The sequence below is a fragment of the Vibrio sp. RM-41-2B genome (genome assembly GCF_024744415.1).
Lineage (GTDB): Bacteria > Pseudomonadota > Gammaproteobacteria > Enterobacterales > Vibrionaceae > Vibrio > Vibrio diabolicus.
Genome location: NZ_JAMQWD010000003.1, coordinates 107,208 through 133,331 on the forward strand (window position 1 = coordinate 107,208; position 26,124 = coordinate 133,331).

Here is a 26,124-nt window from a genome sequence, read left to right on the forward strand (position 1 = left end):
AACATGTTAGTCGCAATGACTAACGAGATGACAAGATGTACTATAACCCCTTCACTGCTTGATATTTTGAAATAGATCAATTTTATAGTGATTTTACGAGCTTTAAGCACATCTAAAAGGCTCAGCGATGCAAACCTATTCAAAAATTCACCGCTAACAGTCTCTTTTTATGTCCCATCGAATGAACTTATCCAAACCATTGATTACTAATGATGATATTGTTAACAATCTTTACCAATTCATGTTCGATGATATTTGGCATTTGCGTATACACTTTTAAGTAACCACATAGCTTATTGTGTCAGAGGTTATCTACGACACACGCTCAACCGAAACCGCGAGGCTATTGAAAAGTAAAGTCATGCTCAGAACAAATAAGAAACTCACAGAGCGAGGATGGAGGCTCCTGTGGCCATATTAAAAATGTTTGGAAAGAAAAATTCCAACAGTCCGGTCAACTCTGATATGGACAAGCAAAGAAAATACGAAGCGCTCGTCCGAGGGTACCATCGTGACTTATATCGCTACGCATACTGGTTGTGCAAAGATAAAGCGATAGCGGAAGATCTAGTTCAGGAAACCTGTCTTAGAGCCTGGAAGTCACTCGATAGTCTCCAGGATGAAAAAGCAGCCAAGTCTTGGCTCATCACCATATTGAGACGAGAAAATGCGCGCCGCTTCGAACGTAAACAATTTGATTTAGTTGATATCGATGATTACGGCAATGATGCTAAAGTCAGCGATGACCCACATCATCAGCAAGAATGGCTGCAAGCACAGATCATGAAACTCGACGTTGAATACCGCGAACCTTTATTTCTCCAAGTTGTCGGTGGTTTCAGCGGAGAAGAGATTGGCGACATTCTTGATTTAAATAAAAATACAGTGATGACTCGATTATTTCGCGCTCGTAATCAACTCAAAGAGATGTTGGATTCTCAAGATACTAAGAGAGGACAAAAGAATGGATGATTTAGAATTTCGTCGTCGTATTTTGTCGGATCCAAAACAAAAGGATGAAGAGATTCTGCAAGCTTTAGCTGGTAGCGACGCCAACAATAAGTTTGTTGATGACGTTTTGGATCTCGACGTAAAAATTAAACAAGCCATGAATGTGGATGTACCTGAAGATCTCGCTGATAAGATTTTATTTAGTCAGACGTCGAGTGCACTTGATGAAGAGAAGGTCGTCAGACCAAACTTTGTGCGCAAAGCAATGGCACTTGCCGCTTCTATTGCGTTCACCGCAGGATTATTAGTTGGTCAAGTAAACTGGGGAAATGTTTTGGTATCTCCAGCACAAGCCAGTTTAGCTGATACCGCGATGAAACACGTTACTCATGAAGAACCTTTTGTTCGTCATCTTGATGAGGATGTACCGAGCTCGCAAATTAATGCGAAAATGTCGCCATTTCATTACCAGTTTAGTGAAAACTTTCCATATCACGTTTACTACCTAAACCACTGCGGTTTTGGCGAATCCAATGCGGTGCATATGGTATTCCAAGGTCCAAAAGGTAAAGTAACGTTATTTATTACTGGTATTCCTAGCGAACAAAGTACCGACTTTAATAAGGATGGCATGACCGGAATCGTTCAGCCCGTCGGGAGTTCAAGCCTGATTTTAGTCGGAGAAGAAGGTGAAAATATTGATGCTATCGCTACGACTCTTGCATCAATGATTAAACCGATGTAATAACTTCGACGATTTCCAGCCTTCAAAAGGTTAAATGCCGCTAAATGATCTTATTTAGCGGCATTTTTGTATAAATAGAACACAAAACATTCACCATCGCTATAGCATTTAGAGCTTAAACTCTAAATTACGCATTTTAAGTGCAATTTCCCGTCTTTTAGACATCATTTCTGCAATTTTTATTCAATTTTATCCAATGGTCGGATTTGTCCAAGCAACGATTGATACTACTATCTGCGCCACTGAGCAAAAGCTCAATTTATCGTCCAAAGAGACGAATCTAATAAGGAAAAACAAATGACTCAGAACACGCGTCTGTTTAAAAAGACTCTCCTAGCAGTAACGGTAGCTTTTGCCTCAGGTCAATCGATGGCAGCGGGTTTCCAAATCAACGCTCAATCAGCAACTGGCATCGGCCGTGCATTTGCTGGTGATGCAGTAATCGCAGATAACGCCGCAGTAATGGCTCGTAACCCAGCAGCAATGGCTCTATTTGATAAAATGGAGCTTTCGCTAGGTTTCGAAAGCATTACTTCAATGATTGAAGTGAAAGATGCGAAATATAACGTTAATACTCCTTTGGGTTCCAGTACTGTAAATGTTGCTGACACTGATGATGTGGGTGATACGTCAATAGCTCCAAACATTCACCTAATCGTTCCAGTAAATGACAAGTTTGCATGGGGCGTAAACGCATACTCTAATTTCGGCACTAAAACTGAATTTTCAGATAACTACACCGCAACCGAGTACGGTGGTCTTACGGATGTAAAAAGCTTCAACTTTGGCTTTGCGGGTTCTTACCGTTTAAACGAACAATGGAGCTTTGGTGCTGGTTTAGATTTAATCTACGGCCAAGGCACAATGAAGCGTACAACTAGCTCTTCAGTCCCAGGGGTTGGCGGTCAAAAAATTCTGGACGTAGATAAAGCTGATGGTTGGGCTGTTGGTTTCAACGTTGGTACTGTGTACGAACTAGATGAAAACAACCGTTTTGGTCTAGCGTATCGTTACAGCCCTGAATTTACGGCGAAAGACGACAAAGGTCAGGAAATCACGCTACCTCTACCAGATATGGCCGAGTTTTCTGGTTTCCACAAAATCCAAGACACTAAGTTTGCTGTACACTACAGCATCCAATACATCGGTTGGAAAGATTTTGACCAAATTGATTTTGAGAACCTAAATCAGGGTTTACTTAAAGGTGGTTACTCGAAAGACTATCAATGGCAAGATGGCTGGCACTACGCAATTGGTGGTACTTACTACCTAAACAACAACTGGACACTTCGTGCTGGTTACATGTACGACACAAGCGCTCAAGATAAAGTAACGTCTATCTCGGTACCAGACTCAGATCGCCAGTGGTTCTCCACAGGTTTCTCTTACCATATTGATAATAGCTCAAACATCGATTTTGGCTTCACGTACTTGTTAGGTGAAGATGTAAAAGTTAATGAGAATACTCAATTAGCTCCTAGTCTTTCTACCGGTGTAACAGCAACAACTCATGCTGACGCAATTCTATTCGGCTTACAATACAGTCGTAGCTTCTAAGCGCTTCGCTGTTAGTTAGTAGAAAAATACTTTATATAAAAGGCTGGATTTCCAGCCTTTTTTCATATCTGCGATTTATTGCCCACTCAATTTGAGTGAACACGTGTATCTAAATCTCACAATTAGGACGCACAGCTGTTCGCTGAATCCCATTTACAAGCCTTTCACAGTCAGACAATTAAACCACCCAAGTAACACTTGAAAGAATAATATTCCAAATGACTACTTATGTTGGATTTTCATTTCTAAAGTAAAAACTCTACCTTTAAACTTTCGTCCCACGTTATAAACAAATCAGCGAACATTCGAATGAAAACCAACAAGACTCTTCTATCAACAGCAGTGGCATTAAGCCTACTTGGCACAACGGGCATGGCTAACGCAGCAGGTTTCCAACTTGCTGAATATTCTGCAACAGGCCTAGGTCGAGCATATGCTGGTGAAGCAGCAATGGCTGACAACGCAAGTGCACAATGGCGTAACCCAGCAATGCTAACTTATTTGGAAGACACTCAAGTGTCCGTTGGTGCAATCTATGTGAACCCAAATATTGATATTGAAGGTGATGTAAACTTCCACGGTAGTACTTCTTCTGCATCTTCAGATGATTTCGCCCATGATGCAATCATTCCAAACTTCTACCTATCACACCAATACAATGAGAAATTCGCGATTGGTTTGGCATTTGGCACCAACTACGGCATGGAAACCGATTTAGGGAAAGGCTTTGGTGCATCGCACTTCGGTAACGAAGCAAGCGTAACGACAATGGAAGCGAACTTAAATGCAGCTTACAAAGTCAATGAATCAATCAGCGTTGGTGGTGGTATCCGTTACATCATCGGCGAAGGCAGCTTTGGCGCAGCAGCTCCTAAGAATAACGTTGTAGGAAAGCACCCTTTAACTGGCGATCCTATCAGTGTTCCTCAAGGTACCGCTCTAAAATACATGGAAGGTGACGATACCGCTTGGGGCTGGCAAGTTGGTACTGCATGGCAGATCAATGAAAATAACCGTATCGGCTTCGCGTACAAATCTGAAGTTGAACTGAAGCTTGAAGGCCATGCTGAAGGTCTAGGTTTTGGCTTCGGTACTTCTGAGCTTCCACAGCTGCGTGACAACGGCTATATGTACCTAAACCTGCCTGCAACAGCTGAGCTGGCAAGTTTCCACCAAGTAACAGACCAACTTGCGTTACACGCAAGCTTTAACTGGACGGATTGGAGCTCTTTCGAGAAATTGGAAGCACGTCTAGATACCGCTGGCACGCATATGGTTAAAGTAGAAAACTGGGAAGATAACTACCGCTTTGCTGTTGGTGCCACTTACCAGCTTGATCCTAAGCTAGCGCTACGTACTGGTATTGCGTACGATACTTCAGCGGTAAGCGACAAAAACCGTACGATCACTATTCCAGAAACTGACCGTACTTGGCTAAGTATTGGTGCAACGTACGATTGGACAAAAGACTTCAGCCTAGACGCTGGCTTCACCTATATTTTCGCGAAAGACGCACCAATCGTTGAGTCTCGTGGTTACAAGTCAGACGACGCTGCAGAACAAGTCGGCGGCCAATTCGTAGGCGAAACTACGGGTAATGTTTGGCTAATCGGTGTTCAAGCAAACTACCGTTTCTAACCAAACAGCAAAAATACAAAAAAGGCTTAGCATCAGCTAAGCCTTTTTTTATTTGTATATTGTAAAGAACAGCGCTTAAAAGTCTTCTAGGTATTCGTCTAAATACTCTTCTTCTTCGATGTTAACTTCTTCCACCGTTTCAACTTCTGCTTTAAAGTTTTGACGCTGAATATAAACATCGCGAGTAAGAATATATGGAGCCGGCGACGATTCTAGCTGTGCTTCTTGCGGTACTAACAAAGCACGCTTCTCCATGCCTTCAAACGCCCACTTACCCAAACTCGCCCAGAAGTTGAGGTAAGAGAGGGGTAAATACGTACTATCTACGGTATCTGTCACTTCACGTAAGGTATACGGGCCATAACCTGGAATCATGAAGTAAGGGCCATTTCCAACACCATAGTGGCCTACTGCATCACTGAACGCTTTCTCGTCGTACTTCGTGATACCCGCGGCACTTGCAATATCGAATAAACCGAAAATACCAAACGTCGAGTTAATCCAAAAACGGTTAAAGTGGTCCACGGCTTTCGTGCCGTTACCCATGACTAAGTTATTAACCATGCTGGCTGGCTCATCTAAGTTCGACAAGAAGTTAGCGATACCGGAACGAATAGGAACTGGCGTGTATTCCACATACGCAAGTGATACAGGACGAACCAAATACGGATCTAAATATTCGTAGTTGATTTCCCACATGGTTCGGTTAAAGCCTTCCAACGGGTCATACACATCAGAAGTCGTTTGATTTGTTTCTTGTCCTGTTACTGCTTCATCAGGCGCACTTGAACAGCCAACCAGTCCAACTGCAAGCAGTAACAAGAAGGTAGATTTACCCTTGTTATACATTTTATTTTCCATAACGACTATTAATGTACCTAAGTCACCCAATGAACCGTTGTACGTATGTTGAGCAGTATACGTAGTAAAGATGACTCAGATATGGGAATAAATAAAGGCCAGCAATCGCTGGCCTTCGGTATTCTACTCGATCGTTTAAAGTCATACCACTAAAGGCAACAGACTCTACCCCGTTGTCATATTTCAGAGACAGACGCTAACGATTAATATTGCTGATCAATGGTCACGTCTACTGGTGCGCCAAATTCAACGACGTCACTTTCTCCGTGCCAATCTTGATCACGCGTTGCTACGTTACCGTCAGAATCTATACGCACACGGACGATTAGCTTATCGAGTGAAGATAACTTTTGTCCTTGCATCATGGCATTGCCATCATCTAATACGACTGTGCGAGGGAAAGTGCCTAGCGGATAACGAGCAGCAGCCACAGGCATTGGGGAGCCATCTGAACGATGTACTGACACAATCAGAACTGCGTTTGGATCCAACTGAGCATTTGGTACCACATTAATTGTCACAGCAACACTCTTATCCGGTGAAACCGCTTCGCCCATTTGCTTACGAGCACTCTCAATACTGCGTGACAACATCTCGTAGCGGCTATCTTCTGGACCAATCATTTGCTGCATGATTCCCCAGTACTTGATGGCTGCCGGGAAGTCTTGACGCTCAAACGCATCGAACGCTAACAAAGAAAACACACGCAGATCGACATAGTCTTGCTGCATCAGCTTGCCGAGTAATGAGCGAGCCGTCGCTTGATCCATTTCCTCTTGAGACAGCATCAGAGCTTGTGCATAACCCAACATCACATCTGGGTCTTTTGGCTCTAGGCGATATGATTTTTCCATCGCATCGATAGCCGTGGTGACATCACGATTTGCTAACGCAATACGACCTAGCAGTAACCAACCTGTCGAGTCTTCCGGCTGGTAATGTAAGCGAGTTCGAAGGGCAAGGGTCAAATCCGCCATTTCATCGTCACTCAACGGCTCAGAAGAAGCCGACATCAGCTTTTTCGATAACTCAGGTAGATTTGCAGACACTTCTTGCCATTGAACAATATCGTCTGACGCGCCAAATTTGTAATACAAGCCATAGCTCAACGCCACCGTCAGAATTACCGATGGAACTAAAACCGCGATTGGTGAAACCTTGGTTTCTTTTTGCGCTTTATCACCCGGAATATCGTCAAGGAGAGACTGCTTTAGATCAGAAATCAGTTCGTCTTCGCTTTCAACCAGCCCTTCGTCGGTTTCTTCTGCAAGCTCAGATAGACGGTCTTTATAAAATGCCTTGTTGAGCTCATCGCGTAACACATCATCATTGTTCGCTTTTTGTTTAAGCAGCGGCAAAGCCACCAGCGCACAAGCAATAAGCGTAAGAGCAACGGTGGAAATCCAAAATAGTGTCATTACTTCTTATCTCCGTTGTTCTCTTCTTCAAGCAATGCTTTTAAACGAGCTTCTTTTTGCTCATCCCATTGCTCGTCACTGCTCGCTTTTGCCTTAACTTTAGATTTACGGCTGCGCAGCACAATCAAACCAAAACCACCCAGTACTACAGCGAGTGGCCCTAGCCACAAAATCGCAGTCGCGACCGTAAATGGTGGGTTGTAAGTCACGAAGTTACCGTAACGGGCGATCATGTAATCAACAATCTCATCTTTGGACTTACCTTCTTTGGTCATTTCGTACACCTTATGGCGTAAGTCCTGAGCAAGTTCAGCGTTAGAATCCGAGATCGTGTTGTTCTGACATTTAGGGCAACGGAGCGTATGGCTTAGCTCTTTGAACTGCTGTTCTTGTTCCAAGTTATCGAACTCGTATACTTCAATGGCAGCGTGAGCAGCAAGAGATAATGTCATGGCAGCAAAAACTGCAAGGATCAGCTTTCTCATTGCTTCGCCTCCTCAACCAATTTGTTGTAAAGCGGCTCCAGTGTTTCTGACCAATTACGTGGGTTAACATCCCCCACATGGCGATAGCGAATCACACCATTTGCATCAATAATGAATGTTTCTGGTGCTCCATAAACGCCAAGGTCAAGACCAAGCATACCGCTACCATCAAATAGGCTAATTAAGTAAGGGTTGCCGAGATCATTCAACCAGCCTACCGCTTTGTTACGATCATCTTTGTAATTCATACCGATAATCTTAACGCCCTTACCCGCCAATTCGTTTAGGTATTTATGCTCTGCATAACACGTTGGACACCACGTAGCCCAAACGTTCAAGAGCAACGGCTCACCTTTAAAAATTGACTGGTCGTATTGTTTTCCAGGTTCAGCTAAGTCTTCTAAGTGAAACTCAGGAACTGGCTTACCAACCAAAACCGACTCCAATTTCGTTGGATCATCGCCCTCTTGGTTGCGCATTAACTGGGTTGCGAAAATGCCCGCCAAAATCATGAAAGCGACGAGCGGAATAAATAAGATTTTCTTATTCATGTTATGCCTCCTGCTCTTTTGACTTCGCGTTTTTCTTTGAAGATTTACGGAAGCGATAACGCTTATCTGAAATCGCTAGTGCACCGCCTAACGCCATAATCAAAGAGCCAGCCCAAATCCAACGAACGAACGGTTTATAGTAAATACGAACAGCCCAAGATCGGTTGTCGTCTAAACGTTCACCCATTGCAATGTATAAGTCACGACTAATTCCACGGTCAATGGCAGCTTCGGTCATCATAGACTTAGCCGTACGGTAGAAGCGCTTCTCAGCGTGAAGCGTATTCACGTATTTGCCATCATGTGTGATCTCAAAATCCGCGATGTAGCCATCGTAGTTTGGACCATCTTTATCACGCAGGCCTGAGAAGTAGAAATCATAACCTTGAATTTGGAAATGTTCGCCAGGTGCTAAACGTACATCACGCTCGATGCTGTAGTTCTGTACCATCGCAATACCGATAACAGATACCGCCAGACCAACATGACCCAACATCATCGCCCAGTGGCTACGCTGCAGCTTGCGAACGCCTTCACTAAAGCTATGACGGTGCGTTGCACGCTCATATAGTTCAAAGCCATGCATTGCAATAATCCAAATCGCCATTACCCAGCCAATGTAAGCCATGGTTGAGAAGAAGTCGGCAAACAGGTATACGCATACCGCGGCCAAAGCAAAAGCAAGCACACCTGAAACGAGCATTGGTTTCACAAGTTTAGATAAATTGTCTCGCTTCCAACGGATAAGTGGACCAATACCAAGTAGGAAAGCAAATGGCATCATCAACCACGCAAACAGCATGTCGAAAAATGGCGCACCGATAGAAACCGACCCCAAACCAAGCTGCTTATGTACGAGCGGCAACAGTGTCCCCACTAACACCACAACAAGTGCTGCGATAAGTAATACGTTGTTGGCTAAGAGCGCGTTTTCACGAGAGACTAAGTCGAAGTTACCTCGTACACGCACTGCCGCCCCTTTCACGGCAAACAGCAGTAAAGAACCACCGATAACGAAAACTAAGAAACCTAGAATAAACATACCGCGCGACGGGTCAGACGCGAACGCGTGCACCGATACTAAAATACCGGAACGGACTAAGAATGTGCCCAACAAACTCAACGAAAATGCAGAGATTGCCAATAGTACCGTCCACGCTTTAAATGTGCCGCGTTTTTCTGTCACGGCAAGAGAGTGCATTAATGCGGTACCCGCTAACCAAGGCATGAATGATGCGTTTTCTACTGGGTCCCAGAACCACCAGCCACCCCAGCCAAGTTCGTAGTAAGCCCACCAAGAGCCTAGTGCGATACCGAGTGTTAAAAATACCCATGCAGCGGTTGTCCAAGGACGAGACCAACGGGCCCAAGCCGTATCAAGGCGTCCAGTCATTAGGGATGCGATCGCAAAAGAGAAGGCAACCGAGAAACCAACGTAGCCCATGTAAAGCATTGGCGGGTGAACAATCAAACCAGGGTCTTGAAGCAGAGGGTTCAAGTCACGCCCGTCAACCGGGAAGAAAGGCAACGTACGTAAGAATGGGTTTGACGTTAAGATAATAAACAGTAGGAAACCTACTGAGATCATACCCATTACGGCAAGTACACGTGCAACCGACTCTTGTGGCATACCACGACTGAATGTCGCTACAGCGACAGTCCAAGCAGCTTGGATTAAAACCCATAGCAACAGTGAACCTTCGTGTGCACCCCATACTGCGGTTAAACGGTAGTACCAAGGAAGCTGACTATTCGAGTTGCTCGCTACATACTGTAACGTGAAGTCGTTGGTATAAAATCCCCAAAATAAAATGGCGAAAGAGAACAACAGCATCAGGAACATAGACCAAGATAGCGGTCGCGCTGTGTTCATGAGCATGGTGTTATTATTCGATGCTCCCCACAATGGCAATACGCTCAGCAGCACAGCCATTGCAAGCGAAAGAATGAGAGCAAAGTGACCGATTTCAGCAATCATTGGCCGCTTCCTTGTTTCTGTTCGGTGCTGTATTGAAGCGGTTCATGCGTTTTCTTCATCGCTTCTGCAATTTCTGGTGGCATGTATTCTTCATCGTGCTTCGCTAGGACCTCAAATGCCTCAACTGTCGTGGCATCTTTCAGTACACCTTGAGCCACAATACCCTGCCCTTCACGGAACAAGTCAGGAAGAATACCGTCATAAGTAATCGTCACTTTAGGACCGACATCGTGCAGGTCAAAACTCACTTTCAAAGAATTAGGATCTCGACGAACCGAGCCCACAACCACCATACCACCAATACGCAGACGCTGGCCTACTTCTGGCTTGGTGCCATCTGGCTTACCATTAACCAATTCCGTTGGAGTGTAGAAAAGGTCCATATTTTGGTTAAGCGCATAAAGTATCAAACCAATGGTGGCACTAATACCGATAAAGATCGCTAGTACGATACCTAGCCTCTTTTTACGTCTCGGGTTCATAAGGTGTTCTCCATGTTCTTCGCTGCGTCGATACGAGCTTGACGGTCAATTTTTGCTTTCACTTCTTTCAATAATGCATCACCGCGGCGAAGGCTAGTGATCAGAAGAATCAGCATGGATAAGAAAGTAATACCAAACGCACTCCATACGTATGATGCGTAGCCACCCATGGCAAAAAAGTCGCTCAGAGATTCAAAATGCATAATCAATTACCTCACTGAGTTTGTTCTGTTGCGAGTTTGCGCACCCAAGGGCGGTGACTTTCTTTACTGATGATTTCGTTACGAAAACGTACCATCGTCACTGCACCAAAGAAGAACGCAAAGCCAAAGATGTTTAGCAATAACGGCCAAAGCATGTCGGATGAAATAGAAGGTTGTTCAAATTTCGTGATCGTCGCGCCTTGGTGAAGCGTGTTCCACCATTCTACGGAAAAGTGAATGATAGGTAGGTTCACGACGCCTACGATCGCTAAAATACCCGCCGCTTTTGCGGCTGTTTTCTGATCGTCAAACGCGTGATAAAGCGCAATAACACCAAGGTAGAGAAATAGAAGAATCAATTCTGAAGTAAGACGGGCGTCCCATACCCACCAAGTGCCCCACATTGGCTTACCCCAAACGGCACCAGTAAGTAGAGCAATGAAGGTAAATACCGCACCAATCGGCGCCATCGCAAGCGCCGCCATATCAGATAGACGTACTTGCCATACTAAGCCAATAAATGCCGCAATCGCCATCGACATATAAACGCCCATAGACCAAATAGCTGATGGGACGTGAATATAGATGATTCGGAAACTGTCACCTTGTTGGTAATCTGAAGGCGCAAATGCAAGCCCCCAAACCGTACCAACCGATAAGCATACGAGGGCCAATACAGAAAACCAAGGCAGAAACTTACCACTCAAACGGTAAGCGGTTTCTGGCTTGGCATAAGGATGTAGCCATTTCCACATGTTTTGTTCTCACTCTTACTTCAGGGACACTGTCTAAAGGGCTGAGACCGTAGCAGTGCTTTAATAATAATTCTTTGATCAAGCGCCGCTTCATTGGCACTTTATTGAGTTAGTTAACACTAACTCTCAATGCGGCACTAATGGCAAAAGGCGTTAACGTCATCGCTCCCATTAGCATCGCACCTAAAATTGCTAGTTGACCGTTATACGCCATACCAAGCGCGGCGGCATCAATTGCTGATGTTGCGAAAATCAAAATTGGGATGTAGAGCGGAAGAATAAGCAAACTCAAAAGAACGCCCCCCTTTTGCAACCCAACCGTCAAAGCCACACCAATAGCTCCAATAAAACTTAGTGTCGGTGTACCGATCATCAAGGTTAGTACAACAGATAGCCAAGTATTGAAATCGAGCGAAAGTAAAACCGCCAATAATGGGCTAATTAGGATCAGAGGTAACCCTGTTAACAACCAATGTGCTATGACCTTTGAAACCACTACAAGTTGCAATGGAATCGGCATTAGCATCATTTGTTCCAATGCACCGTCTTGAAAATCATCACGAAATAGACGCTCTAATGATAATAAGGCAGATAGCAATGCGGCAACCCAAACAATGCCCGCTGCAATACGTGCTAACAAATTTGGTTCAGGCCCGATACTAAGAGGAAACAGAGTAATAACAATAATAAAGAACCAAAGCGGGTTCAGAATGTCTGCCTGACGGCGAAATGCTATCAATAGCTCGCGGCGAATGATGGTGGTCATAGATGGAATCATATCAATCACCCAACTTTATTTTTCTAAGTTTCGGGCTGTCCGAAAACATATCTTGATGCGTAGTCAACACGACAATACCGCCATTATCAGCGTGACTTGCGAACAAAGATTCAAGCACTTTGACGCCTTGCTTATCTATGGCGGTCAACGGTTCATCTAAAATCCATAAAATTTGCTTACTGAGCCATAACCTTGCTAGTGCCACTCGTCGTTGCTGACCTGCGGAAAGCTGTGCTACAGGCACATCTTCTCGACCAGCTAAACCAACTTGAGTTAAAGCAGTGAAGATTTCTTCGTCAGAAGAGCGGTTATTTTGAATAGATTGGTAAAAACGTAAGTTTTCTAGTGCGGTAAGCTCTCGTTTCACTCCAGTTTGATGCCCTAAGAACAGCAGATCTTGATGGAAAACATCACGAGATTTTTCAACCTCTTCTCCTTTCCACTTAATGATGCCTTCTTCTCTATCACCTAAACCTGTCACAATACGTAGTAACGTAGTTTTGCCAGTACCATTGCGCCCTTCTATCTGGACCAATTCACCAGGCTTAATTTCAAACTGCAGGTTTTCAAACAGGACCCTCTCATCACGGATCGCTGTCAGGTTAGATACTTCTAACATAGAGCTTCAACTAAAAAATGAACGAAGCGCTATATTAGCACAGCTTAGTTATGACAAAACAGGATAAGAGGGCTGGGATGTATGTAAGTTCATGTATTTTTGTTAATTAATCGTCACACTTTAATAAAATTAACTATAAGTAGTTATAAGCTCTCATTTTAACTTGGGGAGCGAGTGCTAAGAATGAAGAGAGCTCAAGGTAACCTAGGGCTGTATTGCAAAAAGATAATTAGTAACCGAACACAAAAAAAGAGGCTTATCGCCTCTTTTTATCGCTTTAAAACCTTTAGCGTCGACGACGTCCACGCGTCGGGTATTCTGCATCATCTGATGGCTGACCGCTTAGTGGTGGAATTTTCTCTTTTCCCGCCAGTTTTTTCTGTAGTGAAAGCATCAATTCCGCTTCAGCTTTTGGCAGTTCACACTCTTCAATGAGCTCATTGATATCTGCACCAAGCTGTACCATTTTAGAAGCTCGACTGTACAAGCGACCATCAGTATCAGCGTGCTCGAGTTCACGAATTCTCTCGTTTAGGTGCTGAATAATGTCTTGTTGTTCCGTTACTTTTTGTCCAAGACCAACGACAACCGAACGCACTTCGAGTAACTGCTTACTCAACTTTTGTACTTCTTTATCTACATGTCGAGACTGTGCTCGTTGCTGGTCTACTTGCTTTTGCAACCCCGAGCGAATGCGCAGTTGCAAAACAACCAACACCAACACGATAAAAGCGACGCCACCCGCAAGGAATGGAACAGATAAAAGAGTCTCTTCAGCCATCATTATTCAGCCCATTATAGGTGAGCCATCTCGTCCCATTCGTCATCCGTTAGGAGCTTGTTCAAATCCACAAGGATAAGAAGTTTGCCGTCACGGTTGCTCACACCTTGGATGAACTTCGCGCTTTCATCAGTACCAACAGAAGGCGTCGTGTCAATTTCAGAAGAACGTAGGTAAACCACTTCTGCCACACTATCTACCAAAATACCAATCACTTGACGCTCTGACTCGATCACAATAATACGAGTATTATCTGTAACTTCGCCTTCCATCAGGCCGAAACGCGAACGCGTGTCGATAACAGTAACCACGTTACCACGCAGGTTGATGATACCCAGAACATAATCTGGCGCACCTGGAACGGGTGCAATTTCAGTATAACGAAGTACTTCACGAACTTGCATTACGTTGATGCCGTACGTTTCTTCTTCTAGCTGGAACGTCACCCACTGAAGAACTTCGTCATTCGATGCATCTTTCTTCACTTCTACTTCAAAAGCTTGAGACATAGTTAATCCTCGTTAATGTCGTTCCCGACTTAAATCTAATTCAGTGATTTGACATCTAAACCGGCGTTTAGCATGTCAATGAGCGCCTGGACATGAATTAAGGCGCACATTTTTTCTTTTACCATGCCCGCTAGCCAAGGGCGCTTACCCGCCTGTTCACGCCAGCGAACCTTGTCGATATTGAGCGTTTCCGTCCCCATTAGTTGGTTACTGGCCAGCCCCCACATGCTCTCTCCAAGCATGACAACGTATTGGTAATTATCTTTGTAACTGTCATCGCGAAGCTTATCTGCCATCACCCATTTCGCGGTATCGACGACATCAAACTGTTGCTCACGATTTGTTTGTAGCCCCAAATACCAGGCGGGCTTTCCTATCAAATGGTTAAGCTCGCTGATGCGATGAATACCACCTAACTCATCAAGCGGTACGGCAAACGTGACATCATTCACATCAAAGTAAAGCACTTGAAAATCTTCACTTCGCTTCGTGCTTTCCCAGTCAGTTGGTATTTCGGAACCTGTTTGTGTCTCGAGCTCGGTATCAACGTTCGATTCTATATTGACATCATGCTCAATCACCGATTGAGGTTCAACCAGTTCTGGCTGAGTTTCCTCAAAAACTGGCGCATCAATCACCCAGTCTTGTATCTCTTCAACTGTTTGTAACTCGGGCGCCTCACTAACGGTTTGTACGTCTGGCTCAGCCGCTTTTATTTCTGCTGCAATATCAATCGTATTTTGTTCAAGAATACTATCAATATCTAACTCGGCTACAGGGTTGCTTGCTTCAAGCTGACTTAATAACCTTTGCACATCTTCCAGATTTGGGGCTTCCAATTCTGGCGGGTACGCTTCTTGAAACTGGTAAGTTTCCGGCTCCGAGTATTGAAACTGCAATTCTGGCTCTGGCTCTGGCTCTGGCTCTGGCTCTGGCTCTGCAGATGATATTTCTTGAGCCAGCAAGTCAAGCTCTTCCTCAAGAGTCGTTGCTTCAGCCTCATCACCCAGTAGCGCATTAAAGTAGTCATCAAGCGCTTGTTCACTGGAAAGCACGTCGTTACTGCTCATCGAACGCTAACCTCTCCAGGTAAATCAGTAACTGTTTATACGCAAACACACCACGACTACCAGATGCAAAATGTGATGCTGGCAAATGCTTTAAACTAGCATCACGGAACTTGGTATCAATCGGCACCGCAGAGGTCCATACTTGATTTGGGTAATATTTCTTCAGTTGCATCAATGTCTGCAAAGACGCTTTGGTGCGCTTGTCATACATCGTTGGAACGATAGTCACTTTGAAACCACCCGGACGAGACTTTTGCATAATGGTTAACGTGCGCATCATGCGTTCCAAGCCTTTCATCGCCAAAAACTCGGTTTGAACGGGAATCAAAATTCGGTCACTGGCGGCCAGTGCGTTCACCATCATCACACCAAGAATTGGCGGGCAGTCAATCAACACATAATCATAGTCTTGTGAGACCGCTTGTAGAGCTCGTTTTAAGATCAGCCCCATCCCACTGCGATTCCCCATGACACGATCAAGCGTCGCAAGGGACATATGCGCGGGAATGATATCCATCCCTTCCAGTTTTGTCTCTAGGATTAACGGCCTCACCGTTTCACGAGAGAATGTCTTCAACTGGAATAAATCAAACAGGCTCGAAGTTACTGCGTCAGGATCATAACCAAGATAGGTAGTCAGTGATGCGTGAGGGTCAGTATCGACCATCAGTACGCGATGACCTTTTTGACTCAGCAAACCCGCTAATGTCACTGTTGAGGTGGTTTTACCCACGCCACCTTTCTGGTTAGCTACACTCCAAACAATCATGATGAATCCTACGCTAGGCCAACTTCCACCAACATGCGTTCTGCAATGCGGTCAAGCGGTAAATCTTCTGAAGAAATGCCTGCTTTAGCAACAGCTTGGGGCATACCATAAACAACACAACTTTCTTCATCTTGAGCCCAAATAGTTGAGCCTGCAGACTTCAACATACGAGCACCTTCACGACCGTCTGCACCCATGCCAGTCAGTACTAAAGAGAGCACTTTGTCACCGTACACTTTGGCTGCAGAACCAAAAGTCACATCCACACATGGTTTGTAGTTCATGCGGTCGCCGCCATCAATGATACGAAGACGAGCAGCCCCCGCTCGACCATCCACCATCATTTGCTTACCACCTGGAGCAAGGTATGCCACACCAGGCTGTAAGACATCGCCGTCTTGGGCTTCTTTCACTTGAATCTTACACAAGGTATTCAAACGGCTGGCAAATGCAGCAGTAAAGGTTGCTGGCATATGTTGGATCAATACGATCGGATGCGGGTAGTTCATCGGTAAACGCGTCAGAATTTTTTGCAAAGCAACCGGACCACCAGTAGACGTGCCAATTGCGGTCAGTTGATACTTCTTACCGGAGGCTCGGAACTTTGCCGCAGCCGGTCGAGCAGGAGCTGGAGTCGCTGGCGAAGCCGTTCTTGAGCCTAGTGGACGAGCTGCCGCACTGGTACTCGCAGCAGCGCGAGTGATTGGTCGACGCATAAAAGCGCGCTTCGAAGCAATCTGAATAACTCGTTGCTGAAGCAGTGACACCGCTTCTTCGCGGTTACGTGCGATGTCTTCAAACTTTTTCGGTAAGAAATCCAATGCGCCCGCATCTAGCGCATCAAGCGTGGCTTTCGCCCCGTCATGAGTCAGGGACGAAAACATTAGGATTGGCGTTGGAGCCGCTGCCATAATTTCACGTACAGCGGTAATGCCATCCATCACTGGCATTTCAATATCCATCGTGATGACGTCCGGTTTAAGAGATTTGGCTTTCTCAACCGCCTCTCTGCCATTTACCGCAACGTCAATCACTTCTAGGCGCGATTCTGAGTTGATGATTTCGCTCACGCGACGTCGAAAAAAACTCGAATCATCAACGACTAGTACTTTAATCGCCATCTTATTCCTTTTAATAACGTCAGCTTTGCTTAAAGGCGTGAAGCCGCAGCATATCGCTTAAGTAAATCAGGCACATCTAGAATTAATGCAATATGGCCATCGCTAGTGATTGTTGCACCAGCCATGCCCGGAGTGCCTTGCAATAGATTATCGAGTGGCTTAATAACCACTTCTTCTTGACCAATAAGCGTATCCACAACAAAACCAACGCGCTGGTTACCGATCTGTACAATAACCACATGACCGTGACCAGTACGCTCTTCGACGTTTTGTGATTTGGATGCTAACCAGTTCTGTAAGTAAAATAGCGGGATAGATTTTTCACGCACAATGATCGTCAACTGACCATCTACCACGTTTGTGCGACTCAGATCCAAGTGGAAAATTTCGCTCACCGATGCCAGTGGCAGCGCAAACGGATGACCGCCAACACCAACCATCAGTGTTGGTAGGATCGCAAGCGTCAGTGGTACTTTGATGGTGATCTTAGTGCCTTTACCTAGCTCAGAATCGATATCGATTGAACCATTTAAGGTGTTGATCGCCGTCTTAACCACATCCATGCCAACGCCACGGCCAGAGATGTCAGAAATTTTATCTTTACTTGAGAAACCTGGCGCAAAGATAAGGTTGAAGCACTCTTTGTCTGTTAAACGGGCCGCCGCATCTTCGTCCATCATGCCGCGCTTAACCGCGATACCACGCAGTTTGTTCGGGTCCATACCGCCGCCATCATCTACGATGGATAGCTCAATATGATCCCCTTCTTGCGATGCAGACAAAATCACTTTACCTGTGCGTGATTTACCTGCTTTCGCGCGGTCGTCTGGCATTTCAATACCGTGGTCAACCGAGTTACGAACCAAGTGAATCAATGGATCAGCCAATGCTTCTACAAGGTTTTTATCGAGATCGGTTTCTTCACCGCGCATTTCCAACACAATGTCTTTATTTAGGTTGCGCGCCAAGTCACGGACAACGCGTGGGAAACGGCCAAATACTTTCTTGATTGGCTGCATACGCGTTTTCATTACCGCGCCTTGCAGATCCGCCGTTACGACATCAAGGTTGGCGACCGCTTTGGACATTTCTTCATTGTCGCTGTTCAAACCAAGGCTTAATAGACGGTTTCGGACCAATACAAGCTCACCTACCATGTTCATGATGGTATCAAGCGTCGAGGTATCGACACGAACGGTTGCCTCGGCCTGAGGCTTTTTAACCGCTGGCGCTTTCGCCTCTTCTTTCACCGCGACAGGTTTAGATTCTGGTTTTGGTGCTGGAGCCGGAGTTGGCGCTGCTGGTGCTGGTGCTGGCTTAACCGCAGGCTCAGGTTTCGCAGGGCTTTCCTCTACGTTTGCTGATGCCGGCTTCGTTGCCATATCCAGTTCTTCTAGCGTAGGACCTTTGCCCGCACCATGTAGCTCATCGAGTAACTTTTCGAACTCTTCGTCCGTCATTAAGTCACTATCTTGATTTGCTGACGATGCAACTGGCGCAGCTGGTTCTGCCGCTTTAGGAGGTTCTACTGGTGCAGATGCTGCAGCCTCTGCCGCTGATGGACTTTTGCCGACGCCGTGAAGTTCGTCAAGTAGACGTTCAAATTCATCGTCAGTGATATCGCCACTTTCAACTGATGGCGCACTTGATTGAGGGGGCACTGATGGCGTTGTTGGTGTCGCAGGTTCTGAAGCGCCTGGAGCTGAGCCTTTACCATGAAGTTCATCCAGCAGCTTTTCGAATTCGTCTTGGGTAATTTCATCAACAGAGCCGACACTTGACGCTGGCGCGGCAGGTTCTTCAATAACAGGCTCAGGACTGACAGGTTCAGGAGTAACCACTGGCTCTTCAACCACGGTTGCAGCGACTTCATCTTCTGATTCAGGTTTACATAGACGATGAAGTTCTTCAAGAAGGGCAGGATCCGCTGCTTCCAATGGTTCACGATCTTGAACGGCTTGGAACTGGGTATTGACCGTATCCAACGCTTTTAGCATCGTATCCATTAAGTTTTGCGTGACCGTGCGTTGGCCGTTTCGTAAAACGTCGAACACGTTCTCCGCACCATGACAAGTATCGACTAGCTCTGCCAAAGACAGGAAGCCAGCACCGCCTTTTACGGTGTGAAACCCGCGGAAAATTGCATTAAGTAAGTCTTTGTCTTCTGGGTTATTTTCCAATTCAACCAACTGCTCAGAAAGCAGTTCGAGAATTTCCCCAGCCTCAATGAGAAAGTCCTGAAGAATATCTTCGTCTAAATCGTAGCTCATACGTTACCTTTAAAATCCAAGACTGGACAACAAGTCATCGACTTCGTCCTGCGATGAAACCGCATCTTCTCTCAGTTCTGGATGAAGAATCGGGCCTTCGGCTTCGCTTGTTTGTGTATTCTTTTTATCTGCCGGTTCTGACAAAACTTGAATGTGTTCTTCAGGTTTATTTCCAGAGAATACGGTTAGGATTTCCACTAAGCGGCCTTCTACTTCATTTACCAACGTAATTACGCGGCGAATAATTTGGCCAGTTAGGTCTTGGAAGTCTTGCGCCATGAGAATTTCGGTCAATTGACCACGCAACTCAGTGCTGTCACCTTCGACTTGAACTAATAGCTCGTCGATTCGGTGACAAAGTGCTTTGAATTCGCTTAATTCGATGCGCCCGTGCATGAGTTCATTCCATTGAGGACGAACTTTCTGAAGGCAATCATGCAGGTTGTCAGCGATAGGAAGGCAGCAGTCGACTGCATCCATCGTTTTGTTGGCTGCTAGCTCTGTCTTCTCGATCACATAATTAAGACGATCCCTTGCGTTAGGGATTTCGTCTTTCGCAATTTCGGTCATGCGCTGATCGAGACTGAACTGCTTGAGTGATTCGTGAAGGTCTCGAGTTAAGGCTCCAATTTCTTGCAGCATTGGATTCTCGGCACCTTCGTAGATCGAGGCAACAAGCATATTGGCTTGGTCTTGTTCCCCGTTTTCTAGCATTTGAACGAGTGACTTCGCCTGCTCTAGTGAGATCATTCTGAATAGACCCTTTTACGTTTAGTTCTTCTTATCACTTTAAAAACGCTAAACGAGTCATTTAATAGGTATTTAATAATTGGTATGAACGACTCGAATAACAAAGAGAAAAAGAGAGAGTTATAAACGCTCGAAAATTTTATCTAATTTTTCTTTTAATGTTGCAGCAGTAAATGGCTTAACAATGTAGCCGTTTACGCCTGCTTGAGCAGCTTCAATGATCTGCTCACGCTTCGCTTCAGCCGTGATCATTAGAACTGGCAAATGCTTAAGTTCTGCATCCGCGCGGATGTGTTTAAGCAAATCGATGCCTTGCATACCTGGCATGTTCCAGTCAGTTACAACAAAATCGAAGTCACCTTTTTTCAGCATTGGTAATGCGGTTAAACCATCGTCCGCTTCTTGAGTGTTATTGAAACCCAAGTCACGAAGCAGGTTTTTAACAATACGGCGCATTGTTGAGAAATCATCAACAATAAGGATCTTCATGTTTTTATTCAAAATTGCCTCCACTGAATCGTAAAATCAGTGTTTTTAGTCATTTTGTGTCCACGCACTGAGCTTGGTGCGCAAACGTTGCATCGCTTGACTCAGTATTTGACTTACGCGAGATTCGCTTACGCCTAACACATCGCCAATTTCTTTCAAATTGAGTTCTTCATCATAATAAAGCGAAAGTACCAAAGCTTCACGCTCTGGAAGCTGTTTTATTGATTCAACCAGTGCTTTTCGAAATGATTCATCGGCAACCCCTTTGAACGGGTTACTGTCATCAGTTTCATCTGCAGGTGAAATCACATCATCAGAAACGCCTAAATCTTCAATACCGACTAATTTTGAGCAGTTGATATCGGTCAGAGCACTATGATATTGATCCAGTGTCATACCGAGATGCGTGGCTACTTCAGAATCAGTAGGATCTCGATTTAATTCGCCTTCCAGTTCCGCAATCGCTTGGTTAATCTCTCGATTATTTTTATGAACAGAACGCGGTACCCAATCGCCTTTGCGCATGTCATCTAACATTGCACCGCGAATACGGATACCTGCATAAGTTTCAAAGCTCGCACCTTTAGAACCATCATAATTCTGCTGAGCTTCGATAAGACCGATCATGCCGGCCTGAATTAAATCCTCTACCTGAACACTCGGCGGTAAACGGCCTAATAGGTGGTGAGCAATGCGCTTAACCAACACTGAGTAGCGCTCTATAAACGCTTGCTGGCTATTAAACTTGCCATGTTGGTCATAGGTTATCGCTTTATTCACCAAAAGGGTCCTCTGCGAATTCGGTACGATTTAGCAACCTTTCCACAAAAAATTCCAAGTGTCCACTTGGTGTTTTCGGTAGTGGCCACGTTAACGCTTTGTTTGCTAGTGAGCTAATAGCTAAAGCGGCAGGTGAGCGAGGGAACGCATCAACGACAATTTTTTGTCTTTTTACAGCCTGTCGTACTTTATCATCTAATGGAATACATGCTACGAGTTCAAGGCTGACATTCAAGAATCGCTCTGTGACTAGCGTCAACTTTGCAAACAATTCTCGCCCTTCTCGGTAGCTTCTGACCATATTTGCTACAACTTTAAAGCGTTGGACCTGGTGTTCTTTACTTAACAGCTTAATTAACGCATATGCATCTGTGATTGAAGTTGGTTCATCACACACAACCACAACGACATCTTGAGCTGCTCGCGAAAAACTGATTACCATGTCAGAAATGCCTGCGGCGGTATCTATCAGCAGGACATCCATTTCGTCTTCAAGACTACCAAATGCTCGAATGAGTCCAGCATGTTGAGCGTGAGAAAGCTCAGTCATGCTCTGCGTGCCAGAAGTTGCAGGGATTATCTTTATACCATAAGGCCCTTCGACAATCGCATCTTTTAGCTCACATTCACCCGCTAAGACATGTCCTAGATTGCGTTTTGCACGAATTCCGAGCATCACGTCCACATTGGCCAGACCTAAATCAGCGTCGAGAACCATCACCTTCTTGCCTTGGCGAGCCATACAAATCGCCAGACCCAGTGTTACGTTTGATTTCCCCACACCACCTTTGCCGCCAGTAACAGCAATCACTTTGGTCAACGATGGTTGTGTTAAGCGACGGAGGCCGCTTGCTTGATCGTGTATCATATTCTCAGTCATAGTAGTCCGCCGCCTTAGAGTCCTTCACTGTCACTGTTCCAAAAGTGAGGTTCGTTCTCTGTCGACTTCTCTAACAGTTCATTTGCTTTCGCAAGCATATATTTTGGTTGCGCTATCACAATGTCTTCTGGCACGCGCTGACCATTAGCGATGTAAGCCACTGGCATTGCGTTTTGAATCACTACACTGATGAATTCGCCTAGACTTAATGACTCATCAAGCTTCGTCATAATACAACCCGAAAGTGGTATGCGTCGGAAGTGATCCAGCGTTTCTTGTAGAACGCGACGTTGTGCGGTAGCTGGCAAAACAAGGTAGCTGTGAATCACTTCTCCGCTCTCTTGCATTAGAGTATCGAGCTGCTCAGAAAGCCTGACATCTCGTTGCCCCATCCCTGCCGTATCGACCAAAATCAGTCTTCTGTTTCTTAGCTGATATATAACATCGGCTAACTCGTTAGAATCTTTAGCAACTCTTACGGGACAACCCATGATTCTTCCGTAAATTGAGAGCTGCTCATGTGCACCTATGCGATATGTGTCAGTTGTCACAAGGGCTACATTGTCGGCACCGTATTCCATGGCGGCACGTGCTGCGAGCTTCGCAACGGTGGTTGTTTTTCCCACCCCCGTCGGACCTAACAGTGCGACCACACCACCACGTTTTAAAATGTCCTGTTTAGGAATATTGATTTGATCCGCCACCAGCGACAACAACGCTTTCCACGCTCGCGCTGGTTTAGTATCTTCCGGGATATAGCAAGCCATTTGGTCTGCTAACTCCGGAGAAACGCCCATACGCTCTAAGCGCTTAATCAGCATTGCTCTGAGCGGCTCACGACGTTCCACTTCCTGCCACATTAGGCCAGAGACTTGATGCTCTAGAAGACGACGAATTGACGTCATCTCTTCGCGCATACTCTCCAGCTCATCGGCAGACTCTTCTCGCTCATCACTTGGACGGCGGCGATCATAGCGTGTCGGATCCAACTTCGGCGTTGGACGCTCAAATCGATTATCTTGTGCGATTAACTTCGCCAAAGGTGAATCTGGTTGATATGGCGCTGGCTTTTCTTGGTTGTAGCCGTCGCGATGCTTATTCTGGCGTTGCAATAAAGCAGAGAGCGAATCTTCATTTTCCGCTACATGATCGTCAGCATCTGCTGCACCACCACTATATTGCTTAAGCATGTTAGCGAATCGCTGCGTCATCGAGCCTGTTTTTTCGTTGTTACTGTTATTACTGTTCAGGCTAATTTTATCTTCATCTAAATGACGATCTTGATAACGATCTGCAGAAGACGATGACATTTGACGATGTTCGTTATAGCGATTCGATTGAGAAGCACCGCGATTTTGTTGTGATGCTGCGCTTGCTTGAGACGGGTTAGATTCACTATCTATCGCCGCAACAATCGCCACCCCACCAGCCACTTTCTTGTTTGACATGATCACCGCTTCCGCGCCTAACTCCTCTTTCACTTGGAGCAGCGCCGTTCTCATGTCTTTGGCAAAAAATCGCTTTATTTTCAAACTATGAATCCATTAATGATGCGTGAGATCAGTTACCCACGGCTTGCACAATTCTGATCTGTTTTTCATCCGGGATTTCTTGGTAAGACAGTACCCGGAGATTAGGTATTGTGTTCTTCACAAATTTCGCCAACGTCGAGCGTAATACACCGGAAGTAAGCAGAACGGCAGGTTCGCCTTTCAATTCTTGTTCCTGTGTCGCTTGGCTTAGTGAAGACTGCAATCGTTCAGCGAGCCCTGGTTCAATCCCCGCGGATTCGCCTCCTGATGCTTGCATAGTTTGATGCAATATTTGTTCCAGTTCAGGTATCAAAGTAATCACTGGCAGCTCAGGCTCTATACCATTGATTTCTTGAACAATTAGACGTTTCAGACTAATTCGAACTGCTGCCGTCAATATGTCAGCTTCTTGACTCTTACTTGAGTACTCAGCCAAAGTTTGAACAATCGTGCGAATATCGCGGATTGGAATGGCCTCGTTTAACAAGTTTTGTAGGACTTTCACCACCACACCTAAAGGCAACTGATCAGGAACAAAGTTCTCAACCAACTTAGGCGCGCTGCGTCCTAACATTTCTAATAAATTCTCTACTTCTTCATGACCAATCAACTGCGATGCGTTATTAGTCAATAACTGGCTCAGGTGCGTCGCTAATACTGTCGATGAGTCAACAACCGTATACCCTAGCGCCTGAGCATGCTCACGCTGATCTTCGCGAATCCATACGGCTTCCAGTCCAAATGCAGGGTCAATGGTTGGCTCGCCATCAATCATGCCATACACCTGACCTGGGTTAATCGCTAGCTCCTGATCCGGACGAATCTCAGCTTCGCCCACCGCAACCCCCATTAATGTGATTCGATAGCTGTTTGGCGTCAGTTCAAGGTTGTCACGTATGTGAACCGCAGGGATTAAGAACCCAAAATCTTGCGATAGCTTTTTACGCACACCTTTTACGCGCTCTAACAGTTCTCCACCTTGGTCTCGGTCCACTAGCGGAATCAAGCGGTAACCCACTTCTAGGCCAATAATATCGACTGGCTGGACGTCGTCCCAAGATAGTTCGCGTTGTGATGAAGGCTCTGCACCTTCGTCGGCTTTCGCTGGTAAAGCCGGTTCTTTCGCTTTCTGCTTTTGGCGTTTATCGATGAAATACGCCGCCGCGCCAGCCGCGACCGCCAGACTCAAAAACGCAAAGTGTGGCATGCCCGGTACGATGCCCATCACACCGAGAATAGCTGCGGTAATCATCAGTGCTTTTGGGTTGTCGAACATCTGGAAGACCAGCTGTTCACCCATGTCTTCATCGGTGTTTTGACGTGTCACCATCATCGCCGCTGCAATCGACAGCAATAGCGATGGAATCTGTGCAACTAGGCCGTCACCAATCGTCAGCAAAGTATAGATTTCAATTGCCTCACCGAAACCCAATCCATACTGCGCCATACCGATCGACAGACCGCCGATGATGTTGATAAACAGAATCAAAATACCGGCAATCGCGTCACCTTTTACGAACTTCGAGGCACCATCCATCGAGCCGTAGAAATCCGCTTCTTTGGTCACTTCAAAACGACGAACTCTTGCCTGTTCTTGGTCTATCAATCCGGCATTTAAGTCCGCATCAATCGCCATCTGCTTACCTGGCAACGCATCAAGGGTGAAGCGAGCACTTACCTCAGAGATACGACCTGCACCTTTGGTCACCACCATAAAGTTGATGATCATTAAGATAAGGAAAACCACTAAGCCGACCGCGTAGTTACCACCAATAACGACATTACCAAACGCTTCAATTACGTTACCTGCTGCGTTGCCGCCTTCATGACCATGCAGTAAGACGACACGTGTCGAGGCAACGTTCAGCGCCAAACGCAACAAAGTCGCGATCAGCAGTACCGTCGGAAAAGCGGCGAAGTCCAACGGACGACGTGTGTAAACGGTCACTAACAACACCACCATCGACAACGCGATGTTAAAGGTGAAGAACATATCCAGCAAAAAGGCTGGAATAGGGAGCACCACCATCGCTAAGGTGGCCAAAACCATCACCGGTGCGCCAATAGCTGGCATTTCACGCTGAGGGATTCGTGGCAATTTATCTGCAAATGGCAGGCTTAACTTCATACTACGAGAGATCTCAATCGATTG

The 26,124-nt window shown here is 45.6% G+C and carries 26 protein-coding genes; 4 read left to right on the top strand and 22 right to left on the bottom strand.

Annotated features, from left to right (window positions below; genetic code table 11):
- Positions 1–396: 396 nt before the first annotated feature.
- The 4 genes from NB463_RS00540 (at position 397) to NB463_RS00555 (ending at position 4,891) form a co-directional block, all read left to right on the top strand.
- Positions 397–972 carry a sigma-70 family RNA polymerase sigma factor gene (locus tag NB463_RS00540; protein ID WP_029836529.1) on the top strand — a complete coding sequence of 192 codons (576 nt, stop codon included), beginning with the start codon at positions 397–399 and terminating at the stop codon, positions 970–972.
- Entirely contained in the window at positions 965–1,696 is a 732-nt protein-coding gene (locus NB463_RS00545) for a DUF3379 domain-containing protein (RefSeq protein ID WP_258431084.1), read from the top strand. The genes NB463_RS00540 and NB463_RS00545 overlap by 8 nt, the downstream gene beginning before the upstream one ends.
- A gap of 297 nt (positions 1,697–1,993) precedes the next feature.
- Positions 1,994–3,253, top strand: coding sequence for an outer membrane protein transport protein (locus NB463_RS00550; RefSeq protein WP_203347041.1), 1,260 nt, complete (start codon positions 1,994–1,996; stop codon positions 3,251–3,253).
- 309 nt (positions 3,254–3,562) lie between these two features.
- Complete coding sequence (locus NB463_RS00555; RefSeq protein ID WP_258431086.1) at positions 3,563–4,891, top strand: outer membrane protein transport protein; 1,329 nt, start codon at positions 3,563–3,565, stop codon at positions 4,889–4,891.
- Between the two features lie 75 nt (positions 4,892–4,966).
- On the opposite strand, the gene NB463_RS00560 is transcribed toward NB463_RS00555, so the two are convergent.
- The 22 genes from NB463_RS00560 to flhA form a co-directional block, all read right to left on the bottom strand.
- Positions 4,967–5,740 carry an MlaA family lipoprotein gene (locus tag NB463_RS00560; protein ID WP_258431087.1) on the bottom strand — a complete coding sequence of 258 codons (774 nt, stop codon included), beginning with the start codon at positions 5,738–5,740 and terminating at the stop codon, positions 4,967–4,969.
- Between the two features lie 215 nt (positions 5,741–5,955).
- Positions 5,956–7,170: a c-type cytochrome biogenesis protein CcmI gene (ccmI, locus tag NB463_RS00565; RefSeq protein WP_258431088.1), complete on the bottom strand. Its 1,215-nt coding sequence runs from the start codon at positions 7,168–7,170 to the stop codon at positions 5,956–5,958.
- A complete protein-coding gene (locus NB463_RS00570) occupies positions 7,170–7,655 on the bottom strand; it encodes a cytochrome c-type biogenesis protein (protein WP_005380519.1) in 486 nt (161 codons plus the stop codon). Before NB463_RS00570 ends, ccmI begins: the two co-directional genes overlap by 1 nt.
- Entirely contained in the window at positions 7,652–8,206 is a 555-nt protein-coding gene (locus NB463_RS00575; protein ID WP_012841537.1) for a DsbE family thiol:disulfide interchange protein, read from the bottom strand. Before NB463_RS00575 ends, NB463_RS00570 begins: the two co-directional genes overlap by 4 nt.
- 1 nt (position 8,207) lies before the next feature.
- Entirely contained in the window at positions 8,208–10,184 is a 1,977-nt protein-coding gene (locus NB463_RS00580) for a heme lyase CcmF/NrfE family subunit (RefSeq protein ID WP_258431089.1), read from the bottom strand.
- Positions 10,181–10,666, bottom strand: coding sequence for a cytochrome c maturation protein CcmE (gene ccmE, locus NB463_RS00585; RefSeq protein ID WP_005380516.1), 486 nt, complete (start codon positions 10,664–10,666; stop codon positions 10,181–10,183). The genes NB463_RS00580 and ccmE overlap by 4 nt, the downstream gene beginning before the upstream one ends.
- Positions 10,663–10,869, bottom strand: coding sequence for a heme exporter protein CcmD (ccmD, locus tag NB463_RS00590; RefSeq protein WP_005380515.1), 207 nt, complete (start codon positions 10,867–10,869; stop codon positions 10,663–10,665). Before ccmD ends, ccmE begins: the two co-directional genes overlap by 4 nt.
- Before the next feature lie 11 nt (positions 10,870–10,880).
- On the bottom strand, positions 10,881–11,624 hold the full coding sequence (locus tag NB463_RS00595; RefSeq protein WP_005394301.1) for a heme ABC transporter permease: 744 nt from the start codon (positions 11,622–11,624) through the stop codon (positions 10,881–10,883).
- A gap of 109 nt (positions 11,625–11,733) precedes the next feature.
- Positions 11,734–12,402 (bottom strand): heme exporter protein CcmB, encoded by a 669-nt coding sequence (ccmB, locus tag NB463_RS00600; protein ID WP_006741714.1) that lies wholly within the window; start codon positions 12,400–12,402, stop codon positions 11,734–11,736.
- 1 nt (position 12,403) lies between these two features.
- Positions 12,404–13,021: a cytochrome c biogenesis heme-transporting ATPase CcmA gene (gene ccmA, locus NB463_RS00605; protein WP_012841536.1), complete on the bottom strand. Its 618-nt coding sequence runs from the start codon at positions 13,019–13,021 to the stop codon at positions 12,404–12,406.
- A gap of 286 nt (positions 13,022–13,307) precedes the next feature.
- Positions 13,308–13,802 (bottom strand): DUF2802 domain-containing protein, encoded by a 495-nt coding sequence (locus NB463_RS00610; RefSeq protein WP_046875563.1) that lies wholly within the window; start codon positions 13,800–13,802, stop codon positions 13,308–13,310.
- 14 nt (positions 13,803–13,816) lie between these two features.
- Complete coding sequence (locus tag NB463_RS00615) at positions 13,817–14,311, bottom strand: chemotaxis protein CheW (protein WP_005380507.1); 495 nt, start codon at positions 14,309–14,311, stop codon at positions 13,817–13,819.
- Between the two features lie 35 nt (positions 14,312–14,346).
- Positions 14,347–15,381, bottom strand: coding sequence for a chemotaxis protein CheW (locus NB463_RS00620; RefSeq protein ID WP_167426337.1), 1,035 nt, complete (start codon positions 15,379–15,381; stop codon positions 14,347–14,349).
- On the bottom strand, positions 15,371–16,150 hold the full coding sequence (locus NB463_RS00625; protein ID WP_258431090.1) for a ParA family protein: 780 nt from the start codon (positions 16,148–16,150) through the stop codon (positions 15,371–15,373). The genes NB463_RS00620 and NB463_RS00625 overlap by 11 nt, the downstream gene beginning before the upstream one ends.
- 8 nt (positions 16,151–16,158) lie before the next feature.
- The gene (locus tag NB463_RS00630) at positions 16,159–17,271 is read right to left on the bottom strand and encodes a protein-glutamate methylesterase/protein-glutamine glutaminase (protein WP_047008842.1); all 1,113 of its coding nucleotides are present in this window, start codon (positions 17,269–17,271) and stop codon (positions 16,159–16,161) included.
- 29 nt (positions 17,272–17,300) lie between these two features.
- Positions 17,301–19,541 carry a chemotaxis protein CheA gene (locus tag NB463_RS00635; RefSeq protein WP_074191671.1) on the bottom strand — a complete coding sequence of 747 codons (2,241 nt, stop codon included), beginning with the start codon at positions 19,539–19,541 and terminating at the stop codon, positions 17,301–17,303.
- Between the two features lie 9 nt (positions 19,542–19,550).
- Positions 19,551–20,291, bottom strand: coding sequence for a protein phosphatase CheZ (locus tag NB463_RS00640; RefSeq protein ID WP_006741709.1), 741 nt, complete (start codon positions 20,289–20,291; stop codon positions 19,551–19,553).
- A gap of 120 nt (positions 20,292–20,411) precedes the next feature.
- Entirely contained in the window at positions 20,412–20,780 is a 369-nt protein-coding gene (cheY, locus tag NB463_RS00645) for a chemotaxis response regulator CheY (protein ID WP_017635949.1), read from the bottom strand.
- A gap of 45 nt (positions 20,781–20,825) precedes the next feature.
- On the bottom strand, positions 20,826–21,560 hold the full coding sequence (locus NB463_RS00650; protein ID WP_048625854.1) for an RNA polymerase sigma factor FliA: 735 nt from the start codon (positions 21,558–21,560) through the stop codon (positions 20,826–20,828).
- A complete protein-coding gene (locus NB463_RS00655; RefSeq protein ID WP_005380498.1) occupies positions 21,553–22,440 on the bottom strand; it encodes a MinD/ParA family protein in 888 nt (295 codons plus the stop codon). Before NB463_RS00655 ends, NB463_RS00650 begins: the two co-directional genes overlap by 8 nt.
- A 14-nt stretch (positions 22,441–22,454) precedes the next feature.
- Positions 22,455–23,972 (bottom strand): flagellar biosynthesis protein FlhF, encoded by a 1,518-nt coding sequence (gene flhF / locus NB463_RS00660; protein WP_012841533.1) that lies wholly within the window; start codon positions 23,970–23,972, stop codon positions 22,455–22,457.
- A gap of 28 nt (positions 23,973–24,000) precedes the next feature.
- The gene (flhA, locus tag NB463_RS00665) at positions 24,001–26,100 is read right to left on the bottom strand and encodes a flagellar biosynthesis protein FlhA (RefSeq protein WP_041853026.1); all 2,100 of its coding nucleotides are present in this window, start codon (positions 26,098–26,100) and stop codon (positions 24,001–24,003) included.
- Between the last annotated feature and the right edge of the window lie 24 nt (positions 26,101–26,124).